Annotated in this window: 22 protein-coding genes and 2 tRNA genes; 10 read left to right on the top strand and 14 right to left on the bottom strand. The window is 42.4% G+C overall.

Translation table 11 applies throughout. From position 1 onward, the window contains the following. Window positions 1–2: 2 nt before the first annotated feature. Both QR722_RS08255 and QR722_RS08250 read left to right on the top strand, forming a co-directional pair. Window positions 3–1,097: a tetratricopeptide repeat protein gene (locus QR722_RS08255; RefSeq protein ID WP_286287019.1), complete on the top strand. Its 1,095-nt coding sequence runs from the start codon at window positions 3–5 to the stop codon at window positions 1,095–1,097. Between the two features lie 10 nt (window positions 1,098–1,107). Then, entirely contained in the window at window positions 1,108–2,412 is a 1,305-nt protein-coding gene (locus QR722_RS08250; protein ID WP_286287018.1) for a DEAD/DEAH box helicase, read from the top strand. A 115-nt stretch (window positions 2,413–2,527) separates the two neighbouring features. Here the strand turns inward: QR722_RS08250 and QR722_RS08245 are convergent, their stop codons facing one another. The 3 genes from QR722_RS08245 to QR722_RS08235 form a co-directional block, all read right to left on the bottom strand. Next, window positions 2,528–2,776, bottom strand: a complete 249-nt coding sequence (locus tag QR722_RS08245; RefSeq protein ID WP_286287016.1) for an EF-hand domain-containing protein — start codon at window positions 2,774–2,776, stop codon at window positions 2,528–2,530. A 57-nt stretch (window positions 2,777–2,833) separates the two neighbouring features. Further along, complete coding sequence (gene trhO / locus QR722_RS08240) at window positions 2,834–3,826, bottom strand: oxygen-dependent tRNA uridine(34) hydroxylase TrhO (RefSeq protein WP_286287014.1); 993 nt, start codon at window positions 3,824–3,826, stop codon at window positions 2,834–2,836. Window positions 3,827–3,954: 128 nt separating this feature from the next. After that, the gene (locus tag QR722_RS08235; protein ID WP_286287012.1) at window positions 3,955–4,428 is read right to left on the bottom strand and encodes a VC2046/SO_2500 family protein; all 474 of its coding nucleotides are present in this window, start codon (window positions 4,426–4,428) and stop codon (window positions 3,955–3,957) included. A gap of 100 nt (window positions 4,429–4,528) precedes the next feature. Here QR722_RS08235 and QR722_RS08230 point away from each other — a divergent pair. From QR722_RS08230 to QR722_RS08220, 3 genes are all read left to right on the top strand, one after another. Beyond that, window positions 4,529–4,613: transfer RNA gene (locus tag QR722_RS08230), tRNA-Tyr, on the top strand. Between the two features lie 418 nt (window positions 4,614–5,031). Continuing rightward, window positions 5,032–5,116: transfer RNA gene (locus tag QR722_RS08225), tRNA-Tyr, on the top strand. A 337-nt stretch (window positions 5,117–5,453) separates the two neighbouring features. Next, window positions 5,454–5,777, top strand: a complete 324-nt coding sequence (locus tag QR722_RS08220) for a hypothetical protein (RefSeq protein WP_286287010.1) — start codon at window positions 5,454–5,456, stop codon at window positions 5,775–5,777. Here QR722_RS08220 and QR722_RS08215 read toward each other — a convergent pair. Both QR722_RS08215 and QR722_RS08210 read right to left on the bottom strand, forming a co-directional pair. After that, window positions 5,774–6,685 carry a DMT family transporter gene (locus QR722_RS08215; protein WP_353506902.1) on the bottom strand — a complete coding sequence of 304 codons (912 nt, stop codon included), beginning with the start codon at window positions 6,683–6,685 and terminating at the stop codon, window positions 5,774–5,776. The two genes, QR722_RS08220 and QR722_RS08215, sit on opposite strands and share 4 nt — an antisense overlap. Window positions 6,686–6,720: 35 nt before the next feature. After that, a complete protein-coding gene (locus QR722_RS08210) occupies window positions 6,721–7,569 on the bottom strand; it encodes a DUF6279 family lipoprotein (RefSeq protein ID WP_286287004.1) in 849 nt (282 codons plus the stop codon). A gap of 239 nt (window positions 7,570–7,808) precedes the next feature. On the opposite strand from QR722_RS08210, the gene QR722_RS08205 reads away from it, so the two are divergent. Both QR722_RS08205 and QR722_RS08200 read left to right on the top strand, forming a co-directional pair. Then, a complete protein-coding gene (locus QR722_RS08205) occupies window positions 7,809–8,807 on the top strand; it encodes a 6-phosphofructokinase (protein WP_286287002.1) in 999 nt (332 codons plus the stop codon). 19 nt (window positions 8,808–8,826) lie between these two features. Then, window positions 8,827–9,264 carry a GNAT family N-acetyltransferase gene (locus tag QR722_RS08200; RefSeq protein WP_286287000.1) on the top strand — a complete coding sequence of 146 codons (438 nt, stop codon included), beginning with the start codon at window positions 8,827–8,829 and terminating at the stop codon, window positions 9,262–9,264. A gap of 11 nt (window positions 9,265–9,275) precedes the next feature. On the opposite strand, the gene QR722_RS08195 is transcribed toward QR722_RS08200, so the two are convergent. The 5 genes from QR722_RS08195 to QR722_RS08175 form a co-directional block, all read right to left on the bottom strand. Next, window positions 9,276–10,385, bottom strand: coding sequence for an efflux RND transporter periplasmic adaptor subunit (locus QR722_RS08195; protein ID WP_286286997.1), 1,110 nt, complete (start codon window positions 10,383–10,385; stop codon window positions 9,276–9,278). Then, window positions 10,382–13,480: an efflux RND transporter permease subunit gene (locus QR722_RS08190; RefSeq protein WP_286286996.1), complete on the bottom strand. Its 3,099-nt coding sequence runs from the start codon at window positions 13,478–13,480 to the stop codon at window positions 10,382–10,384. The genes QR722_RS08195 and QR722_RS08190 overlap by 4 nt, the downstream gene beginning before the upstream one ends. A 384-nt stretch (window positions 13,481–13,864) precedes the next feature. Then, on the bottom strand, window positions 13,865–14,689 hold the full coding sequence (locus tag QR722_RS08185; RefSeq protein ID WP_286286993.1) for a LytR/AlgR family response regulator transcription factor: 825 nt from the start codon (window positions 14,687–14,689) through the stop codon (window positions 13,865–13,867). Then, window positions 14,673–15,758 (bottom strand): sensor histidine kinase, encoded by a 1,086-nt coding sequence (locus tag QR722_RS08180; protein WP_286286991.1) that lies wholly within the window; start codon window positions 15,756–15,758, stop codon window positions 14,673–14,675. Before QR722_RS08180 ends, QR722_RS08185 begins: the two co-directional genes overlap by 17 nt. A gap of 99 nt (window positions 15,759–15,857) precedes the next feature. Further along, complete coding sequence (locus tag QR722_RS08175; RefSeq protein ID WP_286287624.1) at window positions 15,858–16,319, bottom strand: Mpo1 family 2-hydroxy fatty acid dioxygenase; 462 nt, start codon at window positions 16,317–16,319, stop codon at window positions 15,858–15,860. Window positions 16,320–16,588: 269 nt separating this feature from the next. Here QR722_RS08175 and QR722_RS08170 point away from each other — a divergent pair, with 269 nt between their 5' ends. Next, window positions 16,589–18,376, top strand: a complete 1,788-nt coding sequence (locus tag QR722_RS08170; RefSeq protein ID WP_286286989.1) for a M61 family metallopeptidase — start codon at window positions 16,589–16,591, stop codon at window positions 18,374–18,376. A gap of 108 nt (window positions 18,377–18,484) precedes the next feature. Here the strand turns inward: QR722_RS08170 and QR722_RS08165 are convergent, their stop codons facing one another. The 4 genes from QR722_RS08165 to yejK form a co-directional block, all read right to left on the bottom strand. Beyond that, the gene (locus QR722_RS08165; RefSeq protein WP_286286987.1) at window positions 18,485–18,886 is read right to left on the bottom strand and encodes a hypothetical protein; all 402 of its coding nucleotides are present in this window, start codon (window positions 18,884–18,886) and stop codon (window positions 18,485–18,487) included. A 94-nt stretch (window positions 18,887–18,980) separates the two neighbouring features. Further along, window positions 18,981–19,808, bottom strand: coding sequence for a M23 family metallopeptidase (locus tag QR722_RS08160; RefSeq protein ID WP_502872458.1), 828 nt, complete (start codon window positions 19,806–19,808; stop codon window positions 18,981–18,983). Then, on the bottom strand, window positions 19,801–20,676 hold the full coding sequence (locus QR722_RS08155) for a 6-pyruvoyl trahydropterin synthase family protein (RefSeq protein ID WP_286286986.1): 876 nt from the start codon (window positions 20,674–20,676) through the stop codon (window positions 19,801–19,803). The genes QR722_RS08160 and QR722_RS08155 overlap by 8 nt, the downstream gene beginning before the upstream one ends. Window positions 20,677–20,788: 112 nt before the next feature. Then, window positions 20,789–21,826, bottom strand: a complete 1,038-nt coding sequence (yejK, locus tag QR722_RS08150) for a nucleoid-associated protein YejK (RefSeq protein WP_286286983.1) — start codon at window positions 21,824–21,826, stop codon at window positions 20,789–20,791. 142 nt (window positions 21,827–21,968) lie between these two features. Here yejK and QR722_RS08145 point away from each other — a divergent pair, with 142 nt between their 5' ends. Continuing rightward, entirely contained in the window at window positions 21,969–22,187 is a 219-nt protein-coding gene (locus QR722_RS08145; RefSeq protein ID WP_286286981.1) for a YejL family protein, read from the top strand. Window positions 22,188–22,193: 6 nt separating this feature from the next. After that, window positions 22,194–23,729, top strand: a complete 1,536-nt coding sequence (locus QR722_RS08140; protein ID WP_286286980.1) for a DUF3413 domain-containing protein — start codon at window positions 22,194–22,196, stop codon at window positions 23,727–23,729. The last annotated feature ends 1 nt before the right edge of the window (window position 23,730 follow it).

Genomic DNA, 23,730 nt, shown 5'->3' with positions numbered 1-23,730 from the left:
TTTTGAAAAAAGGACTTTTAATCCTGTGGCTTTTTTTGTTGAGCGTTAGCACCACAGAAGGCCGCTATCAAGATATGGATACCAGCGAGACTGTTGCGGCTTTGCTCAAAGAAGCCAGTGATCATTTAATTGTTTTACCTGAGAAGTCTGTCGAGCTTCTCAGTGATAACATCACTACACTTTCCTACGCAACCAAAAATGAACAGGCTCAGTGGCACTATATTACATTGGTCGCCACTGTGCGCACTTCTGATTTGCTAGCACTTCAACAAACATTACTGTCTTTGGCAGAATTACAGACCACACAGTTTTATCAGTCCCATTCATCGGTGATATTAAATGGGTTAGGTGTGTGGATGAGACGTTCCGGATACCTCGAAATGGCCAAGATGAGCTATTTCTGCGCACTTGAAGATGCGACACTTCCAATAGATAAAGTCAGAGCTTTAAGTAATTTGGCGGTAGTTGAAAGAAACCTTGGCCATAACACTGATGCTGAAAATGTTTATCAAAGTGCCATGCAACTTGCCAAGGAAAATGAATTTGATAGTTACCTCGCGATTATTCAAAACAACCTAGGTATTTTGAGGCTTGTAAATGAGCAGTACAGCGAAGCATTGCAGTACTTTAGCCAATCAATTGAAAATTTCCAGAAAATAGATCATAGAGCGGGAGAGTTGCTCAGCGGGATCAATTTGTTACATGTTTTTTTATACCTTGAAGATGACTTGATGTTTGATCGATTGGATGGCCGTATAGTCAGGATGTTAAAGCGGTCTCCTGCTGGCTCAAGAACAGCATACTACAATATCTTAAAAGCGGTACAAACGGCTAGACTACAACCAGACAAATTAGAATCTTCAATTTTCACCATTAAACAAAACTATGCGTTATTAGACGATGTGGCAATTCAAAAGTTGTTAACACCATTGGTTCGCCAATTGGGCATTGATACCGAGGAGTTGCCCCCTATGGTAGCTAGAACTTATAACGATGAATTTTTACAACTATACGCAAGCTGCAATTGGCAAAAGTATTCTGATGAAACTTATATGTCTGTGTTAAAATCACATTCAATTGAAGATATTAACCCATAAGAGACTGAACTTGCTTTTTACTGACTTGCCACTGGATCACAGAATTCTTAAGGCGCTAGAAAACAAAGGCTTCACTGAGCCCACAGAAATCCAATCTTTATCCATTGGCCATGCACTACTTGGCAAAGATTTAATGGCGTCCTCTAAAACGGGCTCTGGCAAAACTTTAGCTTTTTTATTACCCGCACTACACCGAATACTAAAAAACAAACCACTAAGCAGAAAAGACCCCAGAGTGCTGATTTTAGCGCCCACTCGTGAATTGGCCAAACAGGTATTTCTGCAATTGAAGTGGCTTATTGCCAATCAAAATGTGACCGCCACGTTGATATTAGGTGGCGAGAACTTTAACGACCAAGTTAAAGCGTTAAAACGCTACCCACAGTTTGTTGTAGGTACAGCGGGTAGAATAGCCGACCATGTTAAGGACAAAAGCTTGTACTTGAATGGGCTAGAGCTGCTTATTATGGACGAAGCTGATCGCATGTTAGATTTGGGGTTTAAAGAGCAGCTAATGTTAATAGACCATTGTGCTGATCATCGAAAACGCCAAACAATGATGTTTTCCGCCACACTAGACTCTGCTGAGCTGCATTATCTAACCGACAGAATGCTTAAAGCCCCGCAACGTATCAGCGTAGGCAAATCAAACGCTCAGCACAAAGATATTCAACAACAATTTTTCTTAGCTGATCACCTTGACCATAAAATTAAATTACTGTTTAAATTACTCAGCAAAACTGACAATCAACAGGCAATTGTATTTACCGCAACCCGAGAAGACACCGATAAACTTGCCACCCTTTTATCTGGGCAAGGATATGACAGTGTTGCCCTAAATGCGGGATTAAGTCAGCCACAACGCAGTAACATAATGAATGCATTTAGCCGCGGACAACATCAGGTGTTGGTAACAACCGATGTAGCATCACGGGGTTTGGATTTGCTAAAAGTGCAATGGGTGATAAATTTCGACTTACCGCGGATGGCCGACGAATATGTTCATCGCATCGGTCGTACCGGTCGAGCGGGCAATCTAGGATTTGCAGCATCCTTAATTGGACCAAAAGATTGGGCCAGCTTTACTGCGGTAAAAGCATTTTTGAAACAAGATATTGTGTTCAGTGAATTCACTGGACTCGAAGCTAGCTTCAAAGGCCTAAAAGAAGAGGTTAAGAGAAAACCTAAACCCACAGCCAAGTCAGTCAAAAAGCCTCAAAAACAACAGACAAATGCCATGCCAGTGAAACGAGTCAGATCTCAAGATGGGGTTGAAGTAGGCGATACGCCTATGCGCAAAAAAATCACTCGTTAATCATTAGGTTATTGTTGCGCACACAGAGATAGATTAATTGATGGTTGTAGATATCCCAATTAATCGTTGAGGATATTTACAACGATTAATTGGGATCAGTCAGAATACGCCAGCGTTAGTATTCCCACCAAGCTTCTTGCCACCATTCCAGAAACTCTTCAAAATCAATAAAACCATCGTTGTTTTCATCAATTAGTGAAAAGCCTTCTTGAACGTGACTCATCTTCGTTTTAGGCGAGAGTATGGTGAGCAATTCAATAAACTCAGGCAAATCAATTTGACCATTATTGTCTTTATCAAAAAACTCAAACTCTTTGCGGATTTCCGCTACTTTACTGTCATCCATCGGTGTATTTTGCGTCATAGTGTTACTTACTCATTAATTGAAGCGGAGAGTTTACCGTTTATTCTGTGTCGCTGTCTACGCTGATTTACCCGCGGCGATGCGCCGCTCTCTGCGTTCTGACGCTTTTTGCTGGCGACGTAATTTGGTTGCTTTACGCGCTTCAGAACCCACGTGCTCCTCATTGCGCATTTTAGCCAAGTTAACTTGCTTTTCCCGTTCACGGAAGCGCTCAATCTGATCAACAGTGTGAGTGCCGTGACAACGGGGACAACTCACTCCTGCTTCATACAGTTCGCTCTGAGTATCTTCTTCTGTAATTGGCAACCTGCATGCATAACAAGCTTGATAGTGGCTTTTCTGTAGGCTGTGATCAACGGCCACTCGGTTATCAAATACAAAACAATCACCCTGCCAAAGGGTATTTTCTTGAGGCACTTCTTCGAGGTACTTTAAGATACCGCCCTCTAAGTGATATACCTCATCAAAACCTTGCTCTTTAAGATACGCGGTAGATTTTTCACAGCGTATCCCGCCGGTGCAAAACATCGCGACTTTTTTGTGTTTTTCTGGGTCTAGATTGTCTTTAACATACTGTGGAAACTCACGAAACGAATCGGTATTCGGATTGACTGCGTTTTTAAAAGTGCCAATATCAATCTCATATTTGTTTCGGGTATCAATAAGCAACACTTCAGGATCAGAAATTAACCTATTCCACTCTTGTGGTTTCACATAGGTACCTACTGTCTGCTGGGGATCTATTCCTTCCACACCCATGGTCACAATTTCTTTTTTTAGTTTAACTTTAGTGCGGTAGAAAGCCTGACTATCGTCTAACGATTCTTTAGTCGAAATCGGATTGATACGGGGGTCAGCATTTAAATAACACAGAAGAGCATCGATGCCCTCCCGTGTACCTGAGATGGTGCCATTAACACCTTCAGCGGCCAACAACAGCGTACCTTTGATATCATTTGATTCCATTACATCGAGTAACGGCTGACGCATTTCTTTATAATTTTCAAGCGCGACAAATTTGTACATCGCGCAAACAATGAATTTAGACATAAATAACCTTATTGCGAATTGGAACGTAAAACCAAAGCAAACTTTTTTGCGGCGCGCAGTATAGCAAATAATAATAGGCTTGCAAAAACCATGATTTTTAGATGGGTATTAGGCAACTGCCTGAAAGGTTAACTCAGTTGATTTAGCACATCGTATAACTTAGTTTCATCAACTTGAATTATTTTAGCAGCTTGACCAGAAAGTCGCTGCTGAGTACTTAAGCCACAATTGGCCAAAACTTCTGCTTCAATATGTTTAGCGTCATCGCGCATTGATAACGGCTGAGGATGAAGGGCATTCCACAAAACTGCATCATAAGGTTTACGTTGGAACATTTTTGCTCCGGTATCTGCAAGTTGCCAATCTGCAACTGTGGCTTGTAGCGCAGGTGACCGATATAAACCCCGCAAATTAGCTAATGGATCTGTTTTGGGATCGCTATCTTGGGTTTCAATAATTTCGGGGCGATTTAAGAAGTCCCCCTCTAACATAGACATCAGAAGGGCAAATTTGCCACCATGACCTAATGAGCGATTAACCGACCCAGACCATTCTAAGTCATGTATTTTTACCGCGGAGGCTTTAAGTTGTTCAGAATTCACGCATTTATTCCTTTACTACTACTTTTTTATCGTTTTATATCTAAAAAACTTTAATCTTTATTTACAGCATGGAATTTTCTGTTAGTATACGCGCCTCTTTGGAGGGGTACCCAAGCGGTCAACGGGAGCAGACTGTAAATCTGCCGGCTCAGCCTTCGCAGGTTCGAATCCTGCCCCCTCCACCACATTGCAAGTAGCCGACCCTCAGTCGGCTGTTTTATCAAATTTCAACTTCGTAAACTCCATTCAAAATTTAAACATAAATCTACTTACCCAAACCCGTGTTCATTTGAATCACAGTTTTGCTATGCCATACCCCATGATTACACATCAAGATTGCGATGCCTGTCCACGCAGTGCCAATTGAATCACAGTTTTGCTATGCCATACCCCATGATTACACATCAAGATTGCGATGCCTGTCCACGCAGTGCCAATTGATTGGGAAAAAATAGCGGTGGGAATAGCGGTGGGTGTCCACGTAGTGTGGCGGTGGGTGTCCACGTAGTGAAACCATGCCTGATGCCTGTCCAGGTTATTTCAACTACTTTTCAACATGCTTATTTACACCGTGGAATTTTCTGTTAGTATACGCGCCTCTTTGGAGGGGTACCCAAGCGGTCAACGGGAGCAGACTGTAAATCTGCCGGCTCAGCCTTCGCAGGTTCGAATCCTGCCCCCTCCACCACATTCTAAATAGCCGGCCTTTAGTCGGCTATTTTATACAAGCTAAATCTCAATCAGCAGTTCGAATTGTAAGCCCTGCCCCCTATTCAATCCCATAGCGTTTTAAGTTTATCTCCCAGCTATATTTTTCAATACCTCACGACAAGTTGATTTTGGCATGCTGGTCCAGATAACTGTGGTCAATTTGATGTCATGCCTGTCTGCACAGCGACGGTCACTTAGCGGTTGTCTAGCGCGTAATTTTAAATTGCGAAGTAGATTTTTGCCTTACTGTCAGCTATTGTTAGCCCAATCTGAAATATGTTAAATCTCATCATATTCTTACCTAAGAGAAGTAAATGACCATTAACTCCCCCCTGACTACTATTTCCAAAATAACTTTTGTTAGCACTATTATCTTAATGTTGGCTGGTTGCGCAAGTAAACAAAACCCCTGTGAAGAAATTTTAGAGGTGAAGCAACAACATCAAGAATGTGAAAGGTTGCGCAAGACCATGGAACGTACCGAGTACCCTCAACAAGCCTTGACTGCAAAATTGCGATATGAAGAAGCTTGTTTGAACTTGCGCTACTATCGAGATGAATACGATACCATATGTAAAAAAAATGAAACTCCAATAGGGGCTGAGGCTAAAAAAGAACAACCCTCCAAAAAAGATTAAATCCGTGGTTTTTGCTTAGCCAGCGCTATGGTGATAGAGCCCATCACAACACATAGCGCTCCACCCACCACCACAGCGCTGAGGGGGATCATGGCAAATTTATCTGGATATAATCGCTGAGCAATATGCATACTCAAAAAGGTGAAAAGTGGACCGGTCGCCACTACAGCACTTACCTTTGAAGCACTCCAAATATTAAGTGCTTCTGTGAAACAGCCATAAGCAATCACCGTGTTTAGACAACAAAAAATCAGCGCAAATAGTTGCACAGGACTGATATTTTGCAATCCTGTCAGCTCAACAAAAGGCAGTAAAGTTATGACACCTAGGCAGTAAATTAATAGTGTGAGTTGCTTACTGCTATAGGTTTTCAGTAAGACTTTTTGCAATAACGCATAGGCTGCCCAAGCGCCAGCTGCAAAAATGATTAGGAAAACACCAATCGCATAGTCACTTGAAGTATTTGTTATTAGGCCTAAATTCGGGCTGAAAAACATCGTTAACCCACCAACAAGTAACATCACACCGAGCATTTCAACGCGATTGAAACGTTCTTTGAAAAATACGATCCCCCCCAACATTAGCATCAATGGTGCGACCTGCATCACCACCTGCACAGTTTCTGGATTGACATAGACAAGGCTTTTTACATTAGCGACATAGTTTGCGACTAAGGCTAATGCTGCAACCAGCAAAATCACTTGAGTCTTAGAAAGGGGTTGCAAGATAATTGGCAGCTTTCGTTGCGACAGGAGTAAAATAAATACAAATATCGCTGCAAACAGAAAACGTATCCAGGTGATACTTGGGCTATCTAATACCTGCAAACTTATTTGTAAAAATATCGGTAAAACACCCCATAAAACTGCAGTAATAAGGGACAAAAAAATACCTTTCCACTTGACCAAAATAGACGCCTTGAAATACCTAGTTCACAAAGGCGCTAATCATTTATCAAGTCTGTCAAATCGTCAACTAAATCGTCAATTTCATTTACTGCATGCTTCAGTTGTTTCGGCGACAATGTTTGGTTTAATTCAGCCAATAATTGGGCGAATACCAAGCGGTTCTGTTCACTGGCTTGAATATATTCTGCCGACCGAAACTGATCTGGATTTTCCATCACCTGATACAATTGTTGAGCGTAGTCTGGATTATCATGGCGCTCCAGCAGCAGTTGCTTCGCATAACTCTGCGCTTTACGACGGGATGCAATCCAATAGTCAAATGTCGTCTGGAAGCGTTCGACGTGATTGTCAATCAAGTCCTTTTGCTGTTGGCTGAGCTTACCAAAGTAGTCTTTTATTTGCTCACGGGTTTTTTGCTTAGTTTCTACCCAGCGCTGCTGTGGTGTATCTTCGTTACGTTCTTCTATCTCATCTAGATTATCTTTTTCTAAATAATCAAATAAGTCGGTTATCTGTTGATCGGAGAGCTCCTTCGCCAGCTCAAGCAACTCAGGCCCCACCCGCTCGCGAAAGCGATGCCAATGTTGATTGCCCCGGTTCAATTCGTCTAGCCAGTTTTGTTCGGTCATGGGGCCAGATTGAAGCTTACTTCTCAATTCTAGTAACTGCTGTCTGTACTCGACTAATTCAGTTTGGCGGTGCCAACGATGCCACTTTTCAATTTTTGCATCCAGCAACGATTTTTGCCGCTTATCCAATTCAATATAATCATCAACATACCAATACAGCATCCAATCAATGTTGTTGTAAGCGAATTTTGATGAGCATCCTGTCATCCATAAGATGACCAAAATAGCTAAAAGTCCATGGTGCTTAATGTTCATATTCTCCCCTTGAGTCCCAAACCCCCTGTATATGCAAAGTTTGCCCGTTAAATAAAATAGACACAACCGTCGCTTATGTTTGCTTACAATTCATAAACCTTGGGATCTTGCTAAAGATTACTCGCTAACAGCATAAGTGGTTCATTTAAAATTATAATTTCAGCTAAACTATGTTCAATCAGTAATTGCACTGCTAGTCTGTATTGATAATTAGATTCCGTCATTTAAGGTATAAGTGAATGCGCAAAATTGCTTTGTTAACATCCGGCGGCGACGCGCCGGGCATGAACGCATGTATTAGAGCTATAGTATTAACGGGTTTACATTATGACTTGCAAGTGATCGGATATCGCCATGGTTACAATGGCTTGCTGGACCAAGAGTATCTGAATTTACGCTCCAAAAATGTACATAATATTATTCAGCGCGGTGGCACCATTTTACATAGCGCGCGATGCAAAGATTTCTATTCTGATGAATCGGCTAAATTGGCCGCCAAAAACCTAAACGCATTAGGTGTGGAAGCCTTGCTGATAATTGGCGGGGATGGTTCCTTCAAAGGTGCCCAGCACTTAGCCAAGCATTGGCAAGGGCAAGTCATTGGCTTACCCGGAACCATCGATAATGATATATATGGCTGTGATGCGACCATAGGCTATTATACAGCCATTGAAACGGCGCTAGAATCCATTGACAAGGTACGAGATACCGCCGATGCTTTCGAGCGCGTATTTTTAGTCGAGGTAATGGGACGCCATGCTGGATTTATCGGCTTAAACGCAGCGATCGCTTCGGCATCGGATCAAGTGATGTTGCCAGAACTCAGTCAAAAATGTGATGACGAGTTAGAAAACATTATTGCTCACATAGAGGCAGGAAAAATACGTCGAGGCAGTACCAGCTATATAGTAGTTATCACTGAAAATCTTTGGCCAAATGGAGTGACAGATCTCGCCAAAGTATTAACTGATAAAACAGGTGTTGAATGCCGACCAGTAATACTTGGCCATGTACAACGAGGTGGCTCGCCAGTCTCCCAAGACAGAGTCCTAGCCACTAAACTAGGAGCCTATGCGGTAGAATGTGCTTTGGAGGGCAAACGAGACATTATGGTAGGCGAACAAAACCAGCAACTACTATGTTTGCCCATCGCTGATAGTTGGCAAAAGCGTAAAGAACTAGACCCTTACTTGGTCAAAATTCAGCAGCAATTGTTCGATATTTTACAACGACCTTAATTGCCTTGAAAATAGTCAAATGAATTTTACTCAGCGTCCCGCCACACCATTAGACTTGGCTTTTTTATTTGAGTTGAGACGATTAACTATGGACGAGTACTTGCGTCAGGATGGATTGTCTACAGCGCCTGAGGAACACCTAAAGCGTATAGAGTATTGTTTTGAAGATGCAAAAATAATCGAATTCAATCAGCAGCCCATAGGATTATTCAAACTAAAATATCATGCAGATGATAATCAATGGGTCGTTATCCAAATTCAAATTCATCCCGACTTTCAGAACAAAAAAATTGCTACCCGTCTACTCTCCAGTTTGATGGAAAAAGCCGGTCAATCCCATGGGAGTATAGCGTTGAGCGTATTAAAATCGAATCCAGCTATAAAACTCTACAATACTCTTGGCTTTAAACAAGTAGCGGAATCGGACGCAGAATACCATTTGCTGTATGAAACTTAACAACCCTAATGTCATAACTTAGCCACGTCTTTAGCTTTATCTTGGTAGCGTACTTTTTGACCTTCCCGCAATCTTTCAGCCCCGCGAATAACCACAGGCTGATGGCCGTTTAGCAAGCCTGTGACTTCGATCCTATCCCCCACGCCTACACCGGTTTCGACTGCAATTTGTCTGGCAGTCAAGTTACTGTCTACTTGATATACATAGGCACCTGACTTGCGTAACACTAGTGCATCTCTAGGCACAGTCAAACCGTGATGATATTCACTATTTGGCAGCGCCACCCTAACCGCCTCCCCAATAGCGTAATCACCAGACTTAAGCGCTACTCTTATTTCCATCATACGAGAAGACTGATCTCCTACTGGGACTATACTGCGAATTGTCTGATTACTTTGCCTATCACCTACTTTTACCACTACTTCCAAGCCTTGAGAAATATAGGGCACCGATGACAAAGGCGCTTTTATACTGGCTTCAATGTTATCAATATCAACTATTCTCGCTAACCTTTGACCCACAGCAATATACTCCCCCGGACTTTGCAAGCGCTCTACGACCATTGCTTTGAATGGAGACTTGATATTGCTTTGTGCTAATCTGTATTCAGTTAACTTCTTATCGATTTTGGCTTGGTTGAATTCCTGTTGAGCTATTTCTAATTCAGATACCACTTCATCTAATTGATCTTTGGCCGTATTTGCTTGCATTACCATAGTGTTGTAACGCTGTAACTTGCGCTCCAGTAACGTCACCCTAGCCTGCCATTTGGCAATGTTCGCAACATTTTGCTGATAATTGAGTTGTAGCATGTGATCATCAACCTTTGCAATTATGTCCCCCGCTTCGAGCATATCCCCCACTTCAGCCAGCCAAGTAATTCGGCCTGGGACCTCAGACGCAATATCCGAATCGGTGCGACTCAATACGGAACCCGGCACCCATATATGCTGAGCTATCATCTCGGCTCGCACCTTGTCTACTTCCACTAATGCAGGAGTGGGTTCATCTTCAACTTGCTGAGCGCGCGACTCAAAGGCCAACAGATAACAGCTGAGTAAAACCATTAGGCTCGATAACTGTAAGTTTGCAGTAGTTTTATTCTTGGAATACCTTCTCATGATCGCTGTCCTGCCATTTCGGCCTTGTTTGCTGATGAAGTTGAAATAGAGCTTAATTTAGCGGTTAAATTCAGCATGGTCGGCAGCAGCAACAAGGTGAAAATAGTGCTGACACTCATGCCACCAACAATGACAGCAGCCAAGCCTCGATAAATTACACTGCCAGTTCCTGGCATCAATAGCAGCGGCAGCATGCCGAAAATCGAGGTTAATGTGCTCATAAAAATTGGCCTCATTCTCAGCAGTAATGCTTGCTCTACCGCTTGCTCGCGGGTCATACCTTGCTGCTGTGAGATACGTGTTTGATGAACTAACAAGATCGCATTATTGACCACTAAGCCAAGTAGGATAATAAAACCAATCATGGTTAATAAATCCATCGGTTGAAAACTGACAAAATTAAGTAGTTGAATGGCAACGATCCCTCCCACTGTGGCTAGGGGAATACTCAAAATAACCAGCAGGCTGTCGGTTAATGACCTAAATAAACCTGCCATCAACACAAATAACAAAGCCATCGCAAACAGAAAATTTTGTCCCATGGTCCCGATTGCCGTATTCAGACTGTCAGCACTTCCTGCATAGTTAATTACGCCATCCCTAGGCATTACCGCCAACAATTTAGGTTCAACTTGTGAGGTTATTATTTCCATAGCCTCTTCCAGAGACATATCTTCTGGTGGGTTTATAGATAAATTTAAGGTGCGTCGTCGATCAATACGCTGGATCTGGCTTGGTCCTACCGTTCTCGTCAGACCCACCAGCTCTCCCAATTGCACAACTTCTCCACTAGGCGTCACTATAGGCATCACCGCTAGCTGTTCCGGATCTGACCATTGCTGCGACTTGAAAATGATATTCATCCGCTTAATACCATTGACATATTCACCAACATACAAGCCGTCACCTAAAGACCTAACGAGGCTTGCCACCCGATCGCGATCCATTCCCACTTCCATCATGCGGGTATCTTGAGGGGATAATTGTATCTCTGGCTCTGCTTGCTCCAAGCTCGGATTAGCCCTTACATTAGCCCCTGGAAAGGCGTCTTTTAATAAATCCATACCATGCTGCGCCGCTATGGCCAGGCCCTCCTGATCGATGCCTTGCAAGCGAATATCGATACTACGACCATTGCCAAAGCCGCCGAATAGATTACCCTGCATGGTGAATGTTTCAGTATCTGGCAGATCTTTTAAAATCTCGTCACGGACTAAATTTTCTAAATCTCTCACCTGATTCTGATTTAACGCTCGAACTCCAATAGTGCCGCCATTGGGCCAGGTAATAATGTAGTAATTTTTAAGGGCTGGTTGTGTGTCTCCTGACATGTATGGCGCTAACCGTTCAACGACTAACGACATAACTTCCGTCTGGATAAACTCATCGCTTGCTCCGGCAGGAAAATTAAAAAATGAATCGATGGCATCTCGTTTAACTGGGGGTAAATAGTCCAGCTTGGGGATGAGTAAGAATGTCAATCCTATAGGTATAATCATCAACAGCAAAACTGTCGTAATTGCGCGTTTAGTCGTCTTGCTTAGTAGCATAATATGGCTTGCAATACGTTGCCATAATCCCCTGTGCCTATCTTCTGGCAATTTTTTTTGCAAGTAGCGGCTGGCAACTACTGGCAAAACAGTTACGGCCACAACAAAAGAAATCATCACGGCTATGGCTATGGTCAAGGCCAAATCGGCAAACAATTGACCTTCAATATCTTGGATGAAAATAACCGGAATAAAAATTGCGACTGTAGTCGCCGTTGATGCTAGTAGCGCACCAAATACTTCTTTGGTAGCTTTCTCAGCAGTTTGAAGATCGCTTTGCTGAGTATTCCTGTGCCTGACAATATTCTCTAACACGACGATAGCAGCATCTAACACCATGCCGACAGCAAATGCTAGTCCTGCTAATGAAATCACGTTAAGGGAACGGCCCGTAAGCTGCAACACCACAAAGGTCGTTAATAATGAGATGGGGATGGCCAACGCAACTATTAGGGTGGCACGGGCCTGACCCATAAACCACCACAGGATCGTCACCGACAACAAGATACCGATAACGAGATTACTGGTAACTAGGTTAATCGCCCGATCAATAAATACTGATGCATCGAACGACTGCACCATCGTTAGTTGTTCCGCAGATAGGATATCGCGGTTTATCTCCTCCACCCTATTTTTGACCGCTTCTAATGTGGCCAACACATTTGCTTTGTTCTCTCGATCAATACGAATAGAAATAGCGGGATTACCATTTTGAACACTGACATTTGTCCCCGTCGGCCGCTGGATGTTGATCTGTGCGATGTCTTGCAACTTAATTGGCCTGCCGTCACGCCATTCTAAGATCATCTCACCCATTTGTTCAGGCGCATATTTACCTTGAAAACGTAAGGTATATTTCCGTCTGCCTACATCGACAAATCCACCTGACACATCATTTGACGAGCCTAATAAACGAGAAATATTAGTTAGGTCAATACCTAAATCGGCAGCCAAATAAGGGTCAAATATAATTTGGAACTCTTCATTTGCACCTCTACCGCTTTGCATTCTAACTCTGGCTACCCCTTCAATGGATTCTAATTTCGGTCTGATTACGTCTTCAAAAAAGCTGACATATTCACTGATATTGCGGCTATTGTCGGGTAATTGCTGAAGGAAAAAATAGGTTAAAGCGGGTGTGCCACCGCCACCTCCGCCCATAATAATATTTGGCGAAAGCGCATCTCTAGGCAGAGGCGGCACCCTGTTCATGCGGCTAATGACTTCAATTAATGTGCTTTGCATGTCGGTGTCTAAACCAAACTCAAGATTTATCCAGGCGTTGCCTTGATTTGCCCAAGTGCTCATTGAGCGTAAACCGGGGATGCCCTGCAAAACTTCTTCTTGCGGTTCGAGTATTTCAGACTCTATTTCTAGAGGGGACGCTGCTCGCCAGAATGTTTGAATGGAAATTCGAGGCCGCTCAATATCAGGGAACAACTGAATAGGTAATTTCAGCAAACTGTAAAAGCCTAAGAAGACTAACACAAGCACACAAATGGCAATGCCGGTCGGATTTTTTAATGCGGCTTTTGTTATATCCATGAATATTTCTTCAGGGTAAATGAGTTGCGTATAACTATAGGTCGCAGCGCAAGCTAGAAAAGTTTAATTCCACTAGCCAATGAATTTATGCGATCAACAACCGAGCCAAAAAATGAACTGCATATTGATAGGACGAATGACGGTTTGAGCTAAACTAAATAGTTGAGATTGAGGTGAATCGCGCCACATAACAGGTTTATTTTTGCTAAATGGGTATGCAGATCAGATAATTATTTTAGCGGGAAGACGGGACAATACCCGCGCAATAAATTCCCAATAAGCGTTAATTAAAGTTTGAAAATTTCCCGGCAGGTATTCTAAGATTTAATCTAGACGCAAATTAGCAGCTGGTAATAATCAAAAATTTATACTGGTCCGGCATCGCTATATTTTTATCATTTGCTTAACTTTGTCTCTATGGCTACGACTTACTTTCAACTCTGTGCCATTGGATAAGACTAAATGGTATTCGCCGCTTACATGGCTGACCATTTTGCTAACAAACTGTATATTGACGATAGCCGAACGATGGGCTCGCACAAATTTACGGGGATCTAATTCTTCCTCAAGCTCTTTCATGGTACGACGCATGATGTGGGTACCATCATTAGCATGCACGCACATATAGTCACCGGCGGCATCTATCCATTGAATTTCATCAACTGCCACGCGAGTCACTTCAGAGCCATCTTTAATGGCTAAAATGTTCGGGTACCTTTGCCCTTCTAACGCTTCACCTGATGCCAATCGTTGTAAAATGTCTTCACAATCATCACCAGTGAATTCCGCCACCAATTTAGCTAGTTTAACTTTGTGCTGACCTTCTTGATTGAGCCTAAACACTTCGGAGACTTTTTTGATGGCCGATTTTAGGCGCTTTTCGTCAATCGGTTTAAGCACATAATCCAGTGCGTGGATATCAAACGCCTTGATAGCATATGAATCATATGCAGTAACAAAGACGATTAACGGAATGGGTTGTTTCAGCTCTCTAAGTTTATTAATCACCTGAAAACCATTCAGCCCCGGCATTTGAATATCGAGAAAAACCAAATCGGGGCGCAACTGCGGGATAAGTGACACGGCTTCCAAGCCATTTTGACATTCGCCTACCAGCTCCACATTTTCAAATTCTGCCAGCCTCACTGCTAACCCTTTTCGAGCTAGAGGTTCATCATCAACAATTAGCGCCTTAATTTTGGCTGTCATTTTCACTTACCTCGAATGGGAGCCGAATACTTACTTTAATCCCTGTGGGTTGATTTTGAGACACCACAAATGAATAGTTGTTTGAATATAGGGAATTTAATCTTTCTTGAATATTGGGCAATCCAACGCCATTGTTACGCTTCAACTGCCCGTCATCAATGTTAACACTGGGTCCATTATCCGAGACCTCTAACATCAAATCGTTACCAAAAGATTTTGCGATAATTTTTATCCGCCCACCTTTTTCCATTTTTGAAATGGCATATTTAATAGCGTTCTCGATAATCGGTTGCAGTATAAGACTGGGAACTAGTGCCTCGTTACAATTTTCAGCTACATCCCATTCCACTTCGAGACGCTCATCGAAACGTACTTTTTCAATTTCAAGGTACAACTCAATGGCTTGAATTTCGTGCTTTAGGAGAATTTTTTTAATCGGATCTTTGTCCAGAGAATAACGCAAAAAATCACTCAGCCGACTCACCATTGCTTCTGCGGTTTTGTTTTCTTTGACCAGAATCAAGGTACTGATGGCATTTAAGGTATTGAATAAAAAATGCGGGTTGAGTTGGTATCTGAGCATTTTAAGGTGGGCTTGATGAGCCATTGTAGAGGCTTTCAAAGCATTCTGTTTCTCTTTTTGTAACATCTGGAAGTTCTTGATCCCAAAATACAGACCACTCCAGCACACCACCATAATCAATGAGTTAATCGTGTTGGTGAAATACATGTACCACACTTCTGGCCGGTAACCGTGCTTGTATATTTCCCAATAATTGATGTTTTTAAGTACTGCCCAAAGCAAGGCAACCACATAGCAACTGATCGCTACCGTGGCTATCATCTTCCAGACGTTTTGTTGATGGGCCCAGCGGTAGATATAGCGCAAAGGTACGGTCAACAACCATCCTGCCATCGCGTTTAAAGCAATAACAAAAATCCACACACCACGAACATCATGTAAAAATGAGCCTATATAATAAACAACTGCGAATCCGGCCCAGCCGCCGCTGTGCAGGGTCCAAAATAAGCGTTCACGATTTTCGAATAATTTTTGCCACTGAATCAAACGATGTCTCAAATTGTCTAGACTAAAAGTTGATTATACTGCCACTTAGCCAACAAAACTTGTTGCTAATCTCGGCTTTAGCTCTGTTTACCGCAAATATTAATATTGGATATTGAGTCGTTTTAACCAATGTCCCCACCACCAAGCCGGTCCAACTAACAAAAACTGCAGATCTTTGAAGAAGGACGGTTTTTTGCCTTCTATATGATGTCCTATAAACTGTAGAACCCACATAATAGCAAATAAAATCAGACTGAATTGCCACACTGAAATGTTCGCTGCAACTAACAATCGAATGCCTGCGAAAGATGCTATGGTCAGCAGGGTCATTGCAGCACCTATAGGTCCAGATAACTTAAAGTAGTACCACAACATAGGGATAGCTATCACATGTGCCCAGGTCACATTGAAGTAGTCTAAAAATCCAGGAGTAGGAATGGACCAGACCAGCCCGAGGGATACAAAGAATATTGCAGGTACAGCAATGGCGTGAATATATATGTTAGTTTTATTTTGATGACTTTCACCGTACTCATTCAGTAACACATCGACTCTACGCATATTTAGCTCCAACTTTGTTTTTGTTTTTGTTTTTGTTTTTGTTTTTGTTTTTGTTTTTGTTTTTGTTTTCAAGGGTACATCAACTGATGTCATTACCAGACACTCCGACGCTGTTGATCCTAAAAAATATGTTTATCCTATGATTTATATCGTTTTTAGCATGATAAGCAAGCCCTCACAACCTTACATTAACGATCCACCTTTACGGTTAATTCACTAATCGGTTATGCTCAGGTGAGCACCAGTCAACAATTACAGAGATATCAAGTTTGTCAAATCCAGAAAACGTCCACTATAGTGTCGAAATAGCTTCGCTAGCAGGCCATCTATTCAACGTTACCTTAACTATCCCCCATCCCGATCCCCAAGGACAGATACTTTCTTTACCTGCTTGGATCCCAGGCAGTTATATGATCAGGGATTTTGCGAAAAATATTGTTAACTTCGCTGCTTTTAATCAAGCGGGTGAAACACTGAATTATCAAAAAATTGATAAGCAAACTTGGAGAATTGCCGCAAACAGCGGACCTATCGTAATTAAGACTCAAGTCTATGCCTTTGATTTTTCAGTGCGTAGCGCATACATCTGTGATGAATATGCATTTTTCAATGGCACTAGTCTGTTTCTCGAAGTCGAAGGATACCAACAGGCCTGCGACCTAAATATCCATATACCCAAAGATACCGCTAAATCTTGGCAACTCGCCACGGCGCTTCCTCCTAGTAACTTATCAACATGCAGCTTCACCGCTAACAGCTACCAAGAACTTATCGATAGCCCTGTGATTATGGGTGAACTAGATATTAGTTTTTTCACAGTGAAAGGTATTCAGTTTGAATTTATCTTAACCGGCTCCCATCAAGCCGATACACAGCGTATCTGTAAAGATTTAGAAAAAGTATGTTTACATCATATGGATCTTTTCAGCCAAAGATTACCAATCCAACGATACTTGTTCATTACCCTATTGAGCCAATCTAGTTTTGGTGGCTTAGAACATAGCGCCTCAACGGTTTTACAGTTCAGCCGTGATGATTTACCGCTGTGCAGCGAAGTCAATGAAATGCCAGACGGCTATCGCACATTTTTGAGTCTATGTAGCCATGAATTTTTGCATACTTGGCATGTTAAACGAAGTAAACCTGATGAGTTTTTACAGTTAGATTTAAGCAGGGAAGTCTACAGTGAGCAACTATGGATTTACGAGGGGTTTACGAGCTATCTAGATGATTTAAGCTTAGTTAGATGCGGCTTGATTACGCCAGACAGTTATTTAGAAGTATTGGGACAGACTCTGACTCGCTTAGCTAGAAATCCTGGAAACAAAAAGCAAAGCATAACAGCCTCAAGTTTCGATGCCTGGACTCGTTTTTATCAACAAGATGCCAGTGCTGCCAATAACATCGTGAGTTATTATACCAAAGGAGCCGAACTTGCCCTTTGTTTAGACTTGATGATCCGCCAACAGACCAAGCAAAAGCATTCATTGTTGGAATTGATTGATCTGATATGGAGAGAGTTTGGACTCAAAGGGTTAGGAACTGCAAATGACAGTATCCAGGGAATAATCAAACAACATTTCGAGATAAATTTAGATGCATTTTTACACCACGCACTCTATACAACCCAGCCTTTGCCTACTGACAAACTGCTAGCAGAGGTTGGCGTAAAACTTATGACTCGAGCCCGCAGCGGTGCAAAAGATAAAGGCGGAAAAGCTAGCATGAAATTAGCCAAAGTCGACGTTGGGGCGACATATGAAGACGCGGCTACTGGGGTAAAACTACTGCAGGTACTTGAGAGCTCAGCGGCTTATCAGGCTGGATTGCAGGTTGGCGATATCATTATAGCCTTAAACGAGTGGCAGGTTAATGCAGATAACTTTCAACGGCATTTAGATGCAATTGCCAAGCAAAAATCAGCCACGCTATACCTGCTACGTGATGGCAAGCTTAAGAATTTTTCGATGCCTGTACTTTGTGCGGTAAAAGACTGTGTATTTTTGCAAACAGTTGATAGTGAAAAACTCCAGCTTTGGTTAACCAACCCCAATTGAAACCTATTTCGGGATAACCGCGCCCATCGATAAAGTAAGCTTGTTATTTGCCGTTCGGCAGAGCATAGAAACTCAATATCGGGCGCTTTTCTGCAATTTGTACACGCTTTAAAAGTAGCCACCGTGCTTATTAACAATTGCCGAGAGCATGAAGCCAATAGTACTGCTTAATAACATCAGACCGAGGATAAAAAAAGGCGTAAATTTAGCTATCGCAACTCGAACATTACGTCTTTCAATACTGTCAATAACCTCGTCAATATTGCCATTATTATAATAGTGACGATTGACAATGAAGCGGCCTGAATCACCAACTTGGGTAAAGTAATAATGATATCTTTCCAGTAGGTTACGCAACCTTATGGGTTCGATTTCAGTTTTGTTTAACACTTCATAATATGGCACGCCACCAGGCTCGTGACCGTCTAGTGCGCGATGTATTTTCACCACTTCAGAGGACTTCATTGGTTTGAGACCAACAATTGAGTGCATATGGAGATCGACTTCCATTTTACTGTTCCGTTATTCTACATGCTCAAAAATATAGCACTTTGTAGAACAGTCCGTGGTACAGTTTTTAGATAAATTGGCTAGATGATGTTATTTAATCCATTTTCGAGGCAGAGGGCTTGGGCACCAGAAGCGCAGGATCCAATCGTTCGCTCAACCAGTTCATACGCCAATCTAAGTGTGCACCGGTTACTCTGCCAGTGGCGCCAATCTCAGCCACTAACTGGCCCTGTTTAACCTGACTGCCTACCTCAACATGACCTGCATGTAAGTGCAAAAAGGTCGACGACACCCCAAAACCGTGGTCGATGATCATAGTACCACCTGAATAATACATATCAGGTACCCAAAGCGTGACTATGCCATCTGCTGGCGCATAAACGGGTGTGCCCACAGGAGCCGCCACGTCAACACCATAATGTGGACGCTTGGGTACACCATTCAACACTCGCTGACTACCGTAAACCCCACTGATCGGCCCATCTGCTGGCCAAATAAAAGGCTGCCAGAAATCCAACCGCTCATCATCACGTTTTCGGGCTGCAGCAACTTGACGATTGTCTTGCGCGATCCTAGTTAATACCTCTTTTGGCGGACTAACCATTTTGGGGGCTAAGCCCTCGATATGCTGAGTCGCGTATTCCCGTTTACTCAGCACTATTGTGCTGTTTTGCCGCTTACCGTCCTTTAGCGCCCAACTCAACTGATGTTCCAAGGGAGCATCCCGTCCAAATCCAATTGCGAAATGACCATAAGGCGATACTTTAACTTTTTTGTCGTCCAGCCACACGTGGGCACCAGCAGGGACTTTGCCTCTTAACAGGCTGCCTTGGGTTAATTCCCCCTGTAGATCGATTGCAGCTATGGTTTGGATACTTAAAGTCATCAACAGTATTGCTATCGACGCCAACAGATTACGCATTTGCGATAGCTCCCTTACCAACACCTTCGAACGCGAAAACTTTGTAGCAATGTTGTGGGCTGAGCCTTTTTTGTTCATCAGCCATATACTGGGCTAAACACTCCACAGTTGAATCGGTATCGACCATTTCACATTCTGATTTAGGCAGTGCTAAGGAAAATTCACCCTGCGAGGATTCATAGGTAAAACAGTAATAATCTGAACCGACTCCTTGCCTATCGGCAAATACCGACAATGATGGTTCTACCAAATCTTCATAGGTACCTATGTATATATCTTGCCAACGGGTTGCCCAATACTGTTGCCATTCATCATTTAATTCATCATCTTGATAAATAATTACTTTAGAACGGTGCCCATGGGCAATCCGCTGACAATTACCATCGTGCTTTTTAAGTCCATGGGTGTAGTGATAAAAAGGTGTTTCTATCACCTCTGGGCGTAAAATCAGTTCTATGCCATTTACATTAGTCGGTAAGTGAGTGGCCAACACTTCTTTCAAATATTGGCCCACTGATTCAATATTAACGCTTTGCGCGTAGACGAAAGCATAGGCTTCAGCTGGACATAACAAGTGAATAGAGCGGCCATCCGGACGCATGAAGTCAACCATCACCTGATCGCTATTTCTATCACGGGTAACCATAGAATATGAATGCTCAGCAGGGACTAATAATTTGTGATCGACATATTCATCTATAAGATATTTAAGCTCTTTTTTTACCTTGCCAAAATCCAGTACCATGCTTTCTTCATTTAGCTCGCCATTTAATATCACATCGACAATCCAGCTTTCCCCTACCATACCCCGCTCAGGACACAGATAAGAAAAATCCATTACGGTGAGATCATTTACGAAAAGCTGCATAGTAATTTATTGTCCTGCTATTAAAGTGATAATGTTTGGGTCTGGTAAGTCTTAGGTATAAGTATATCGCAATCGTACACTGAGGCATATTGCCATCAGCAGCGCCGGACAATTATCCGTTCCAGCGAGTCAATTGATCTTTCAAATTAGGTGGGATCCCTTTTATAATCAAGGTATCAGTGCCAATATCGTATTGAATCCGGTCGCCATACAAAACCCGATCAAAACTTAAACTTAGCCCACCGCCTTGTCCGCTAAACTTCGCCAAGGTTTTCAGAGCGCTGCGATCCGCTTGAAATGACTCTTCTAAGGGCGTTTCGGTTTGTTGGTTAAACTGAACAAAATCTCGACCACTTTCTTTGGGTAAACTGTCGGCCAGTTCTGCAATGTTAATATCCTCCCCCTCTTCAAGCTTGGCCTTATAATATTCAGACACGATCTGACGAGTTCGATGTTGCTCTTGTTTATCGAGTTGCTCGGATGCAATGAATTCATCGACTGATTTTAACAATTGCTTGTTTTGTTGTTTCACATCGACTAACTCTTCACAGCCCATAAAGTGCATGAAGAAATCAGATACTTTGCGCCCCATGCGCCCTTTTATAAAACTAATATAACGATTTTGCTCAGGACTGACTCTTAGCTGGGTTAAATCAATCCGCACTGCAAGTTGCATCTTAGCCAAATCCAGATGGTCGCTGTAGGTGAGTTCTAAACTGTCGGTTATCTCTACGTGTTGCTTGGTATTTAACAAAGCCACCATCAAATATTCTGTGGCCAAAAATTCATAATGACTGAAGATCACAAATCCGGTTTCAATACTGGCCATTTCAATCATGCTTTTCTTCAATTTATCACAACTGGCAATACTAAAATCCACAAAAGTATCGGGGGCATCAAGCATATCTTGTAACGCCGTTTTGAACTCGAAACCCGCTTCTTTTATCCCATCATCATCGCTAGCAGGTTCGGCTACAAAGGTCCCCACACCCTTACCAGGCTTTTGATTGAACGCGTGATTAATTTGTTGCGCCAGCATTTCAATTTCGGGGCTGATATCGAAACAACTTGCTTTGGGCAATAGTGTAAGTTCTTGTTGTTCGTTAACGCTAAGTTGGTGCACGACAAAATGATGAATAACTGCGCTCATTAAAAACCTAACCTTCTATTTAATATGAAATTTATACACATTGCTGATTAATCCAACAACACCAAGAGCGAAAATGCTTCCACTAGTTACTATCGGTTCGAATGCTGTTACTATTTACCTAAATTAGTTTTAAGGTTCTGACATGCCTCAACAATCCAAATTTTCAGACGTTGAATTTGAAACTCTGATGAACGACATTGTATTCGCTCTAGAGAAAAATAAAGCAGGTAGAGACCTGTCCTTAATGGCTCTTGGTAATGTTATTACCAACATTTTCCAGCACCAGGTAAATAGCCAACAACGCCAAAAAATGGCCGAACAGTTTACACAAGTATTAATGAAAAGTATCAATGGAAAATAAAAATAAATGATACTCAGTGAAACGCCTCGCCGCATAATGGTTACCAAGTTAGTCACTTGGGGACATTGGTTTGCCTTGAGTAACATTCTCATCGCATTAGTTATTGCCGCTGTTTACGTGTTTGCCTCACCTCTTCCAGAAACCTTATTGGGTATCGTCTTTCTGTTGGTCAATTGGCTGAGCCATATAGGCTTTCTAACCTTCTTTGGTTTTGTCATTTTTGTATTGCCATTAATTTATGCCCTGCCCCGGTCTCGGGTAATCAGAGGAGCAGGATCAACCATAGCTGCAATTGGTTTGGCCCTACTGGCGTTTGATGCATTGCTTTACACCAAGTATGGCTTACATCTGAGTTTTGGTAGTGCTGATTTAATCAAGAGCGAAACCCAAACCGTAATCAATGCCTTTGGATGGCAACAGTGGGGCTTTTTACTGCTACTTTTCGTGGTTTGGTTGGGCTTTCAGTTAGTCTTAGCTAATGCACTGTGGAAACGGATTGAACGCTTTCAGAGATTTCGTCTTGGCATTCCGATCAGTTCAGTTTTTGTGACCTGTTTCGTCAGCAGCCATGCATTGCATGTTTGGGCTGATGCGAACCTTTACCATCCTATTCTGCAACAGGACAACCTGTTCCCGCTATCTTATCCCGCCACCGCTAAGACCTTGATGTCAAAATACGGTTTATTGGATTTAGATAGCTATAAACAACGTAAAGCGTTGCAATTTGAAAGTGGCATCAAGGGCATCAATTACCCCACTAATCCTGTCTACTGCAGTATAGACAACAACCAGCAACTCGTGTTGTTGCTGCAAACTGACAAGGGCCAGATAAATACCAAAGGTAGTACATTGGTGCGCTTTGAAGACCATTATGATCTTAGTTCCAATGACCCGTCTGCTCGATTAACCAGCCTGTTTGGATTGCCTGAAATTTATCTCCCCCAACTCGCACAGAAAACACCCCTAGTACTTGAGTTACCAGAGAAATTAGGTTTACCGGTTTGGTTATATTCCGACAATCCTATTAGTCATCAAGGTATCCAAAGATTCAGTGTAAGTTTGACGGTCTTCAAACAAAAACTTAATCAAGACAATGCCAAATTAGCTATTGGATTTATGCCAACGGCACAAATTAATCAGTTACTCCAAGACGGTCTGTTAAACACCAATCAAGTTATTATTTCGGCACTTACGATGGATCGAGACGATATTCACCCGGTGGCTATGTATTCCAACCTGACATTGGGCAATAGTTTGTCGAGTCATTTGGACTTTGCATCAACACTGTTGTCACAAATAGGCTGCAACGCCCCAAGCGATGACTATTCAGTTGGGCAAGCAATGCAAAGCCCTCGCCGTAATTGGTTAGTCGGCACTAAGGGAAGTAAAGTTATAGTGATGCACAACGGCAACCGAATTGAGGTATTGAGCAACGGTAACTATAAGATTTTCGATCGCCAAACCGGTGAAGAAAGTACCGAAGCTCTTAATACTGGATTACTAGGTCAAGCTATCAAGCACTTGACCCGTTTTACTCAATAGT

Source organism: Aliiglaciecola sp. LCG003, assembly GCF_030316135.1.
Classification (GTDB): Bacteria; Pseudomonadota; Gammaproteobacteria; order Enterobacterales; family Alteromonadaceae; genus Aliiglaciecola.
The sequence above is the reverse complement of the archived record's forward strand: the minus strand, read 5'-3'. Positions and strand labels throughout refer to the sequence as shown.

Excerpts from the sequence above, each read along its gene's own strand:
- QR722_RS08145 (WP_286286981.1), top strand. The coding sequence starts at position 21,969 with ATGCCTCAACAATCCAAATTTTCAGACGTTGAATTTGAAACTCTGATG.
- QR722_RS08195 (WP_286286997.1), bottom strand. The coding sequence starts at position 10,385 with ATGAGAAGGTATTCCAAGAATAAAACTACTGCAAACTTACAGTTATCG.
- QR722_RS08205 (WP_286287002.1), top strand. The coding sequence starts at position 7,809 with ATGCGCAAAATTGCTTTGTTAACATCCGGCGGCGACGCGCCGGGCATG.
- yejK (WP_286286983.1), bottom strand. The coding sequence starts at position 21,826 with ATGAGCGCAGTTATTCATCATTTTGTCGTGCACCAACTTAGCGTTAAC.
- trhO (WP_286287014.1), bottom strand. The coding sequence starts at position 3,826 with ATGTCTAAATTCATTGTTTGCGCGATGTACAAATTTGTCGCGCTTGAA.
- QR722_RS08200 (WP_286287000.1), top strand. The coding sequence starts at position 8,827 with ATGAATTTTACTCAGCGTCCCGCCACACCATTAGACTTGGCTTTTTTA.
- QR722_RS08220 (WP_286287010.1), top strand. The coding sequence starts at position 5,454 with ATGACCATTAACTCCCCCCTGACTACTATTTCCAAAATAACTTTTGTT.
- QR722_RS08190 (WP_286286996.1), bottom strand. The coding sequence starts at position 13,480 with ATGGATATAACAAAAGCCGCATTAAAAAATCCGACCGGCATTGCCATT.
- QR722_RS08210 (WP_286287004.1), bottom strand. The coding sequence starts at position 7,569 with ATGAACATTAAGCACCATGGACTTTTAGCTATTTTGGTCATCTTATGG.
- QR722_RS08245 (WP_286287016.1), bottom strand. The coding sequence starts at position 2,776 with ATGACGCAAAATACACCGATGGATGACAGTAAAGTAGCGGAAATCCGC.
- QR722_RS08140 (WP_286286980.1), top strand. The coding sequence starts at position 22,194 with ATGATACTCAGTGAAACGCCTCGCCGCATAATGGTTACCAAGTTAGTC.
- QR722_RS08160 (WP_502872458.1), bottom strand. The coding sequence starts at position 19,808 with ATGCGTAATCTGTTGGCGTCGATAGCAATACTGTTGATGACTTTAAGT.
- QR722_RS08175 (WP_286287624.1), bottom strand. The coding sequence starts at position 16,319 with ATGCGTAGAGTCGATGTGTTACTGAATGAGTACGGTGAAAGTCATCAA.
- QR722_RS08185 (WP_286286993.1), bottom strand. The coding sequence starts at position 14,689 with ATGACAGCCAAAATTAAGGCGCTAATTGTTGATGATGAACCTCTAGCT.
- QR722_RS08165 (WP_286286987.1), bottom strand. The coding sequence starts at position 18,886 with ATGGAAGTCGATCTCCATATGCACTCAATTGTTGGTCTCAAACCAATG.
- QR722_RS08155 (WP_286286986.1), bottom strand. The coding sequence starts at position 20,676 with ATGCAGCTTTTCGTAAATGATCTCACCGTAATGGATTTTTCTTATCTG.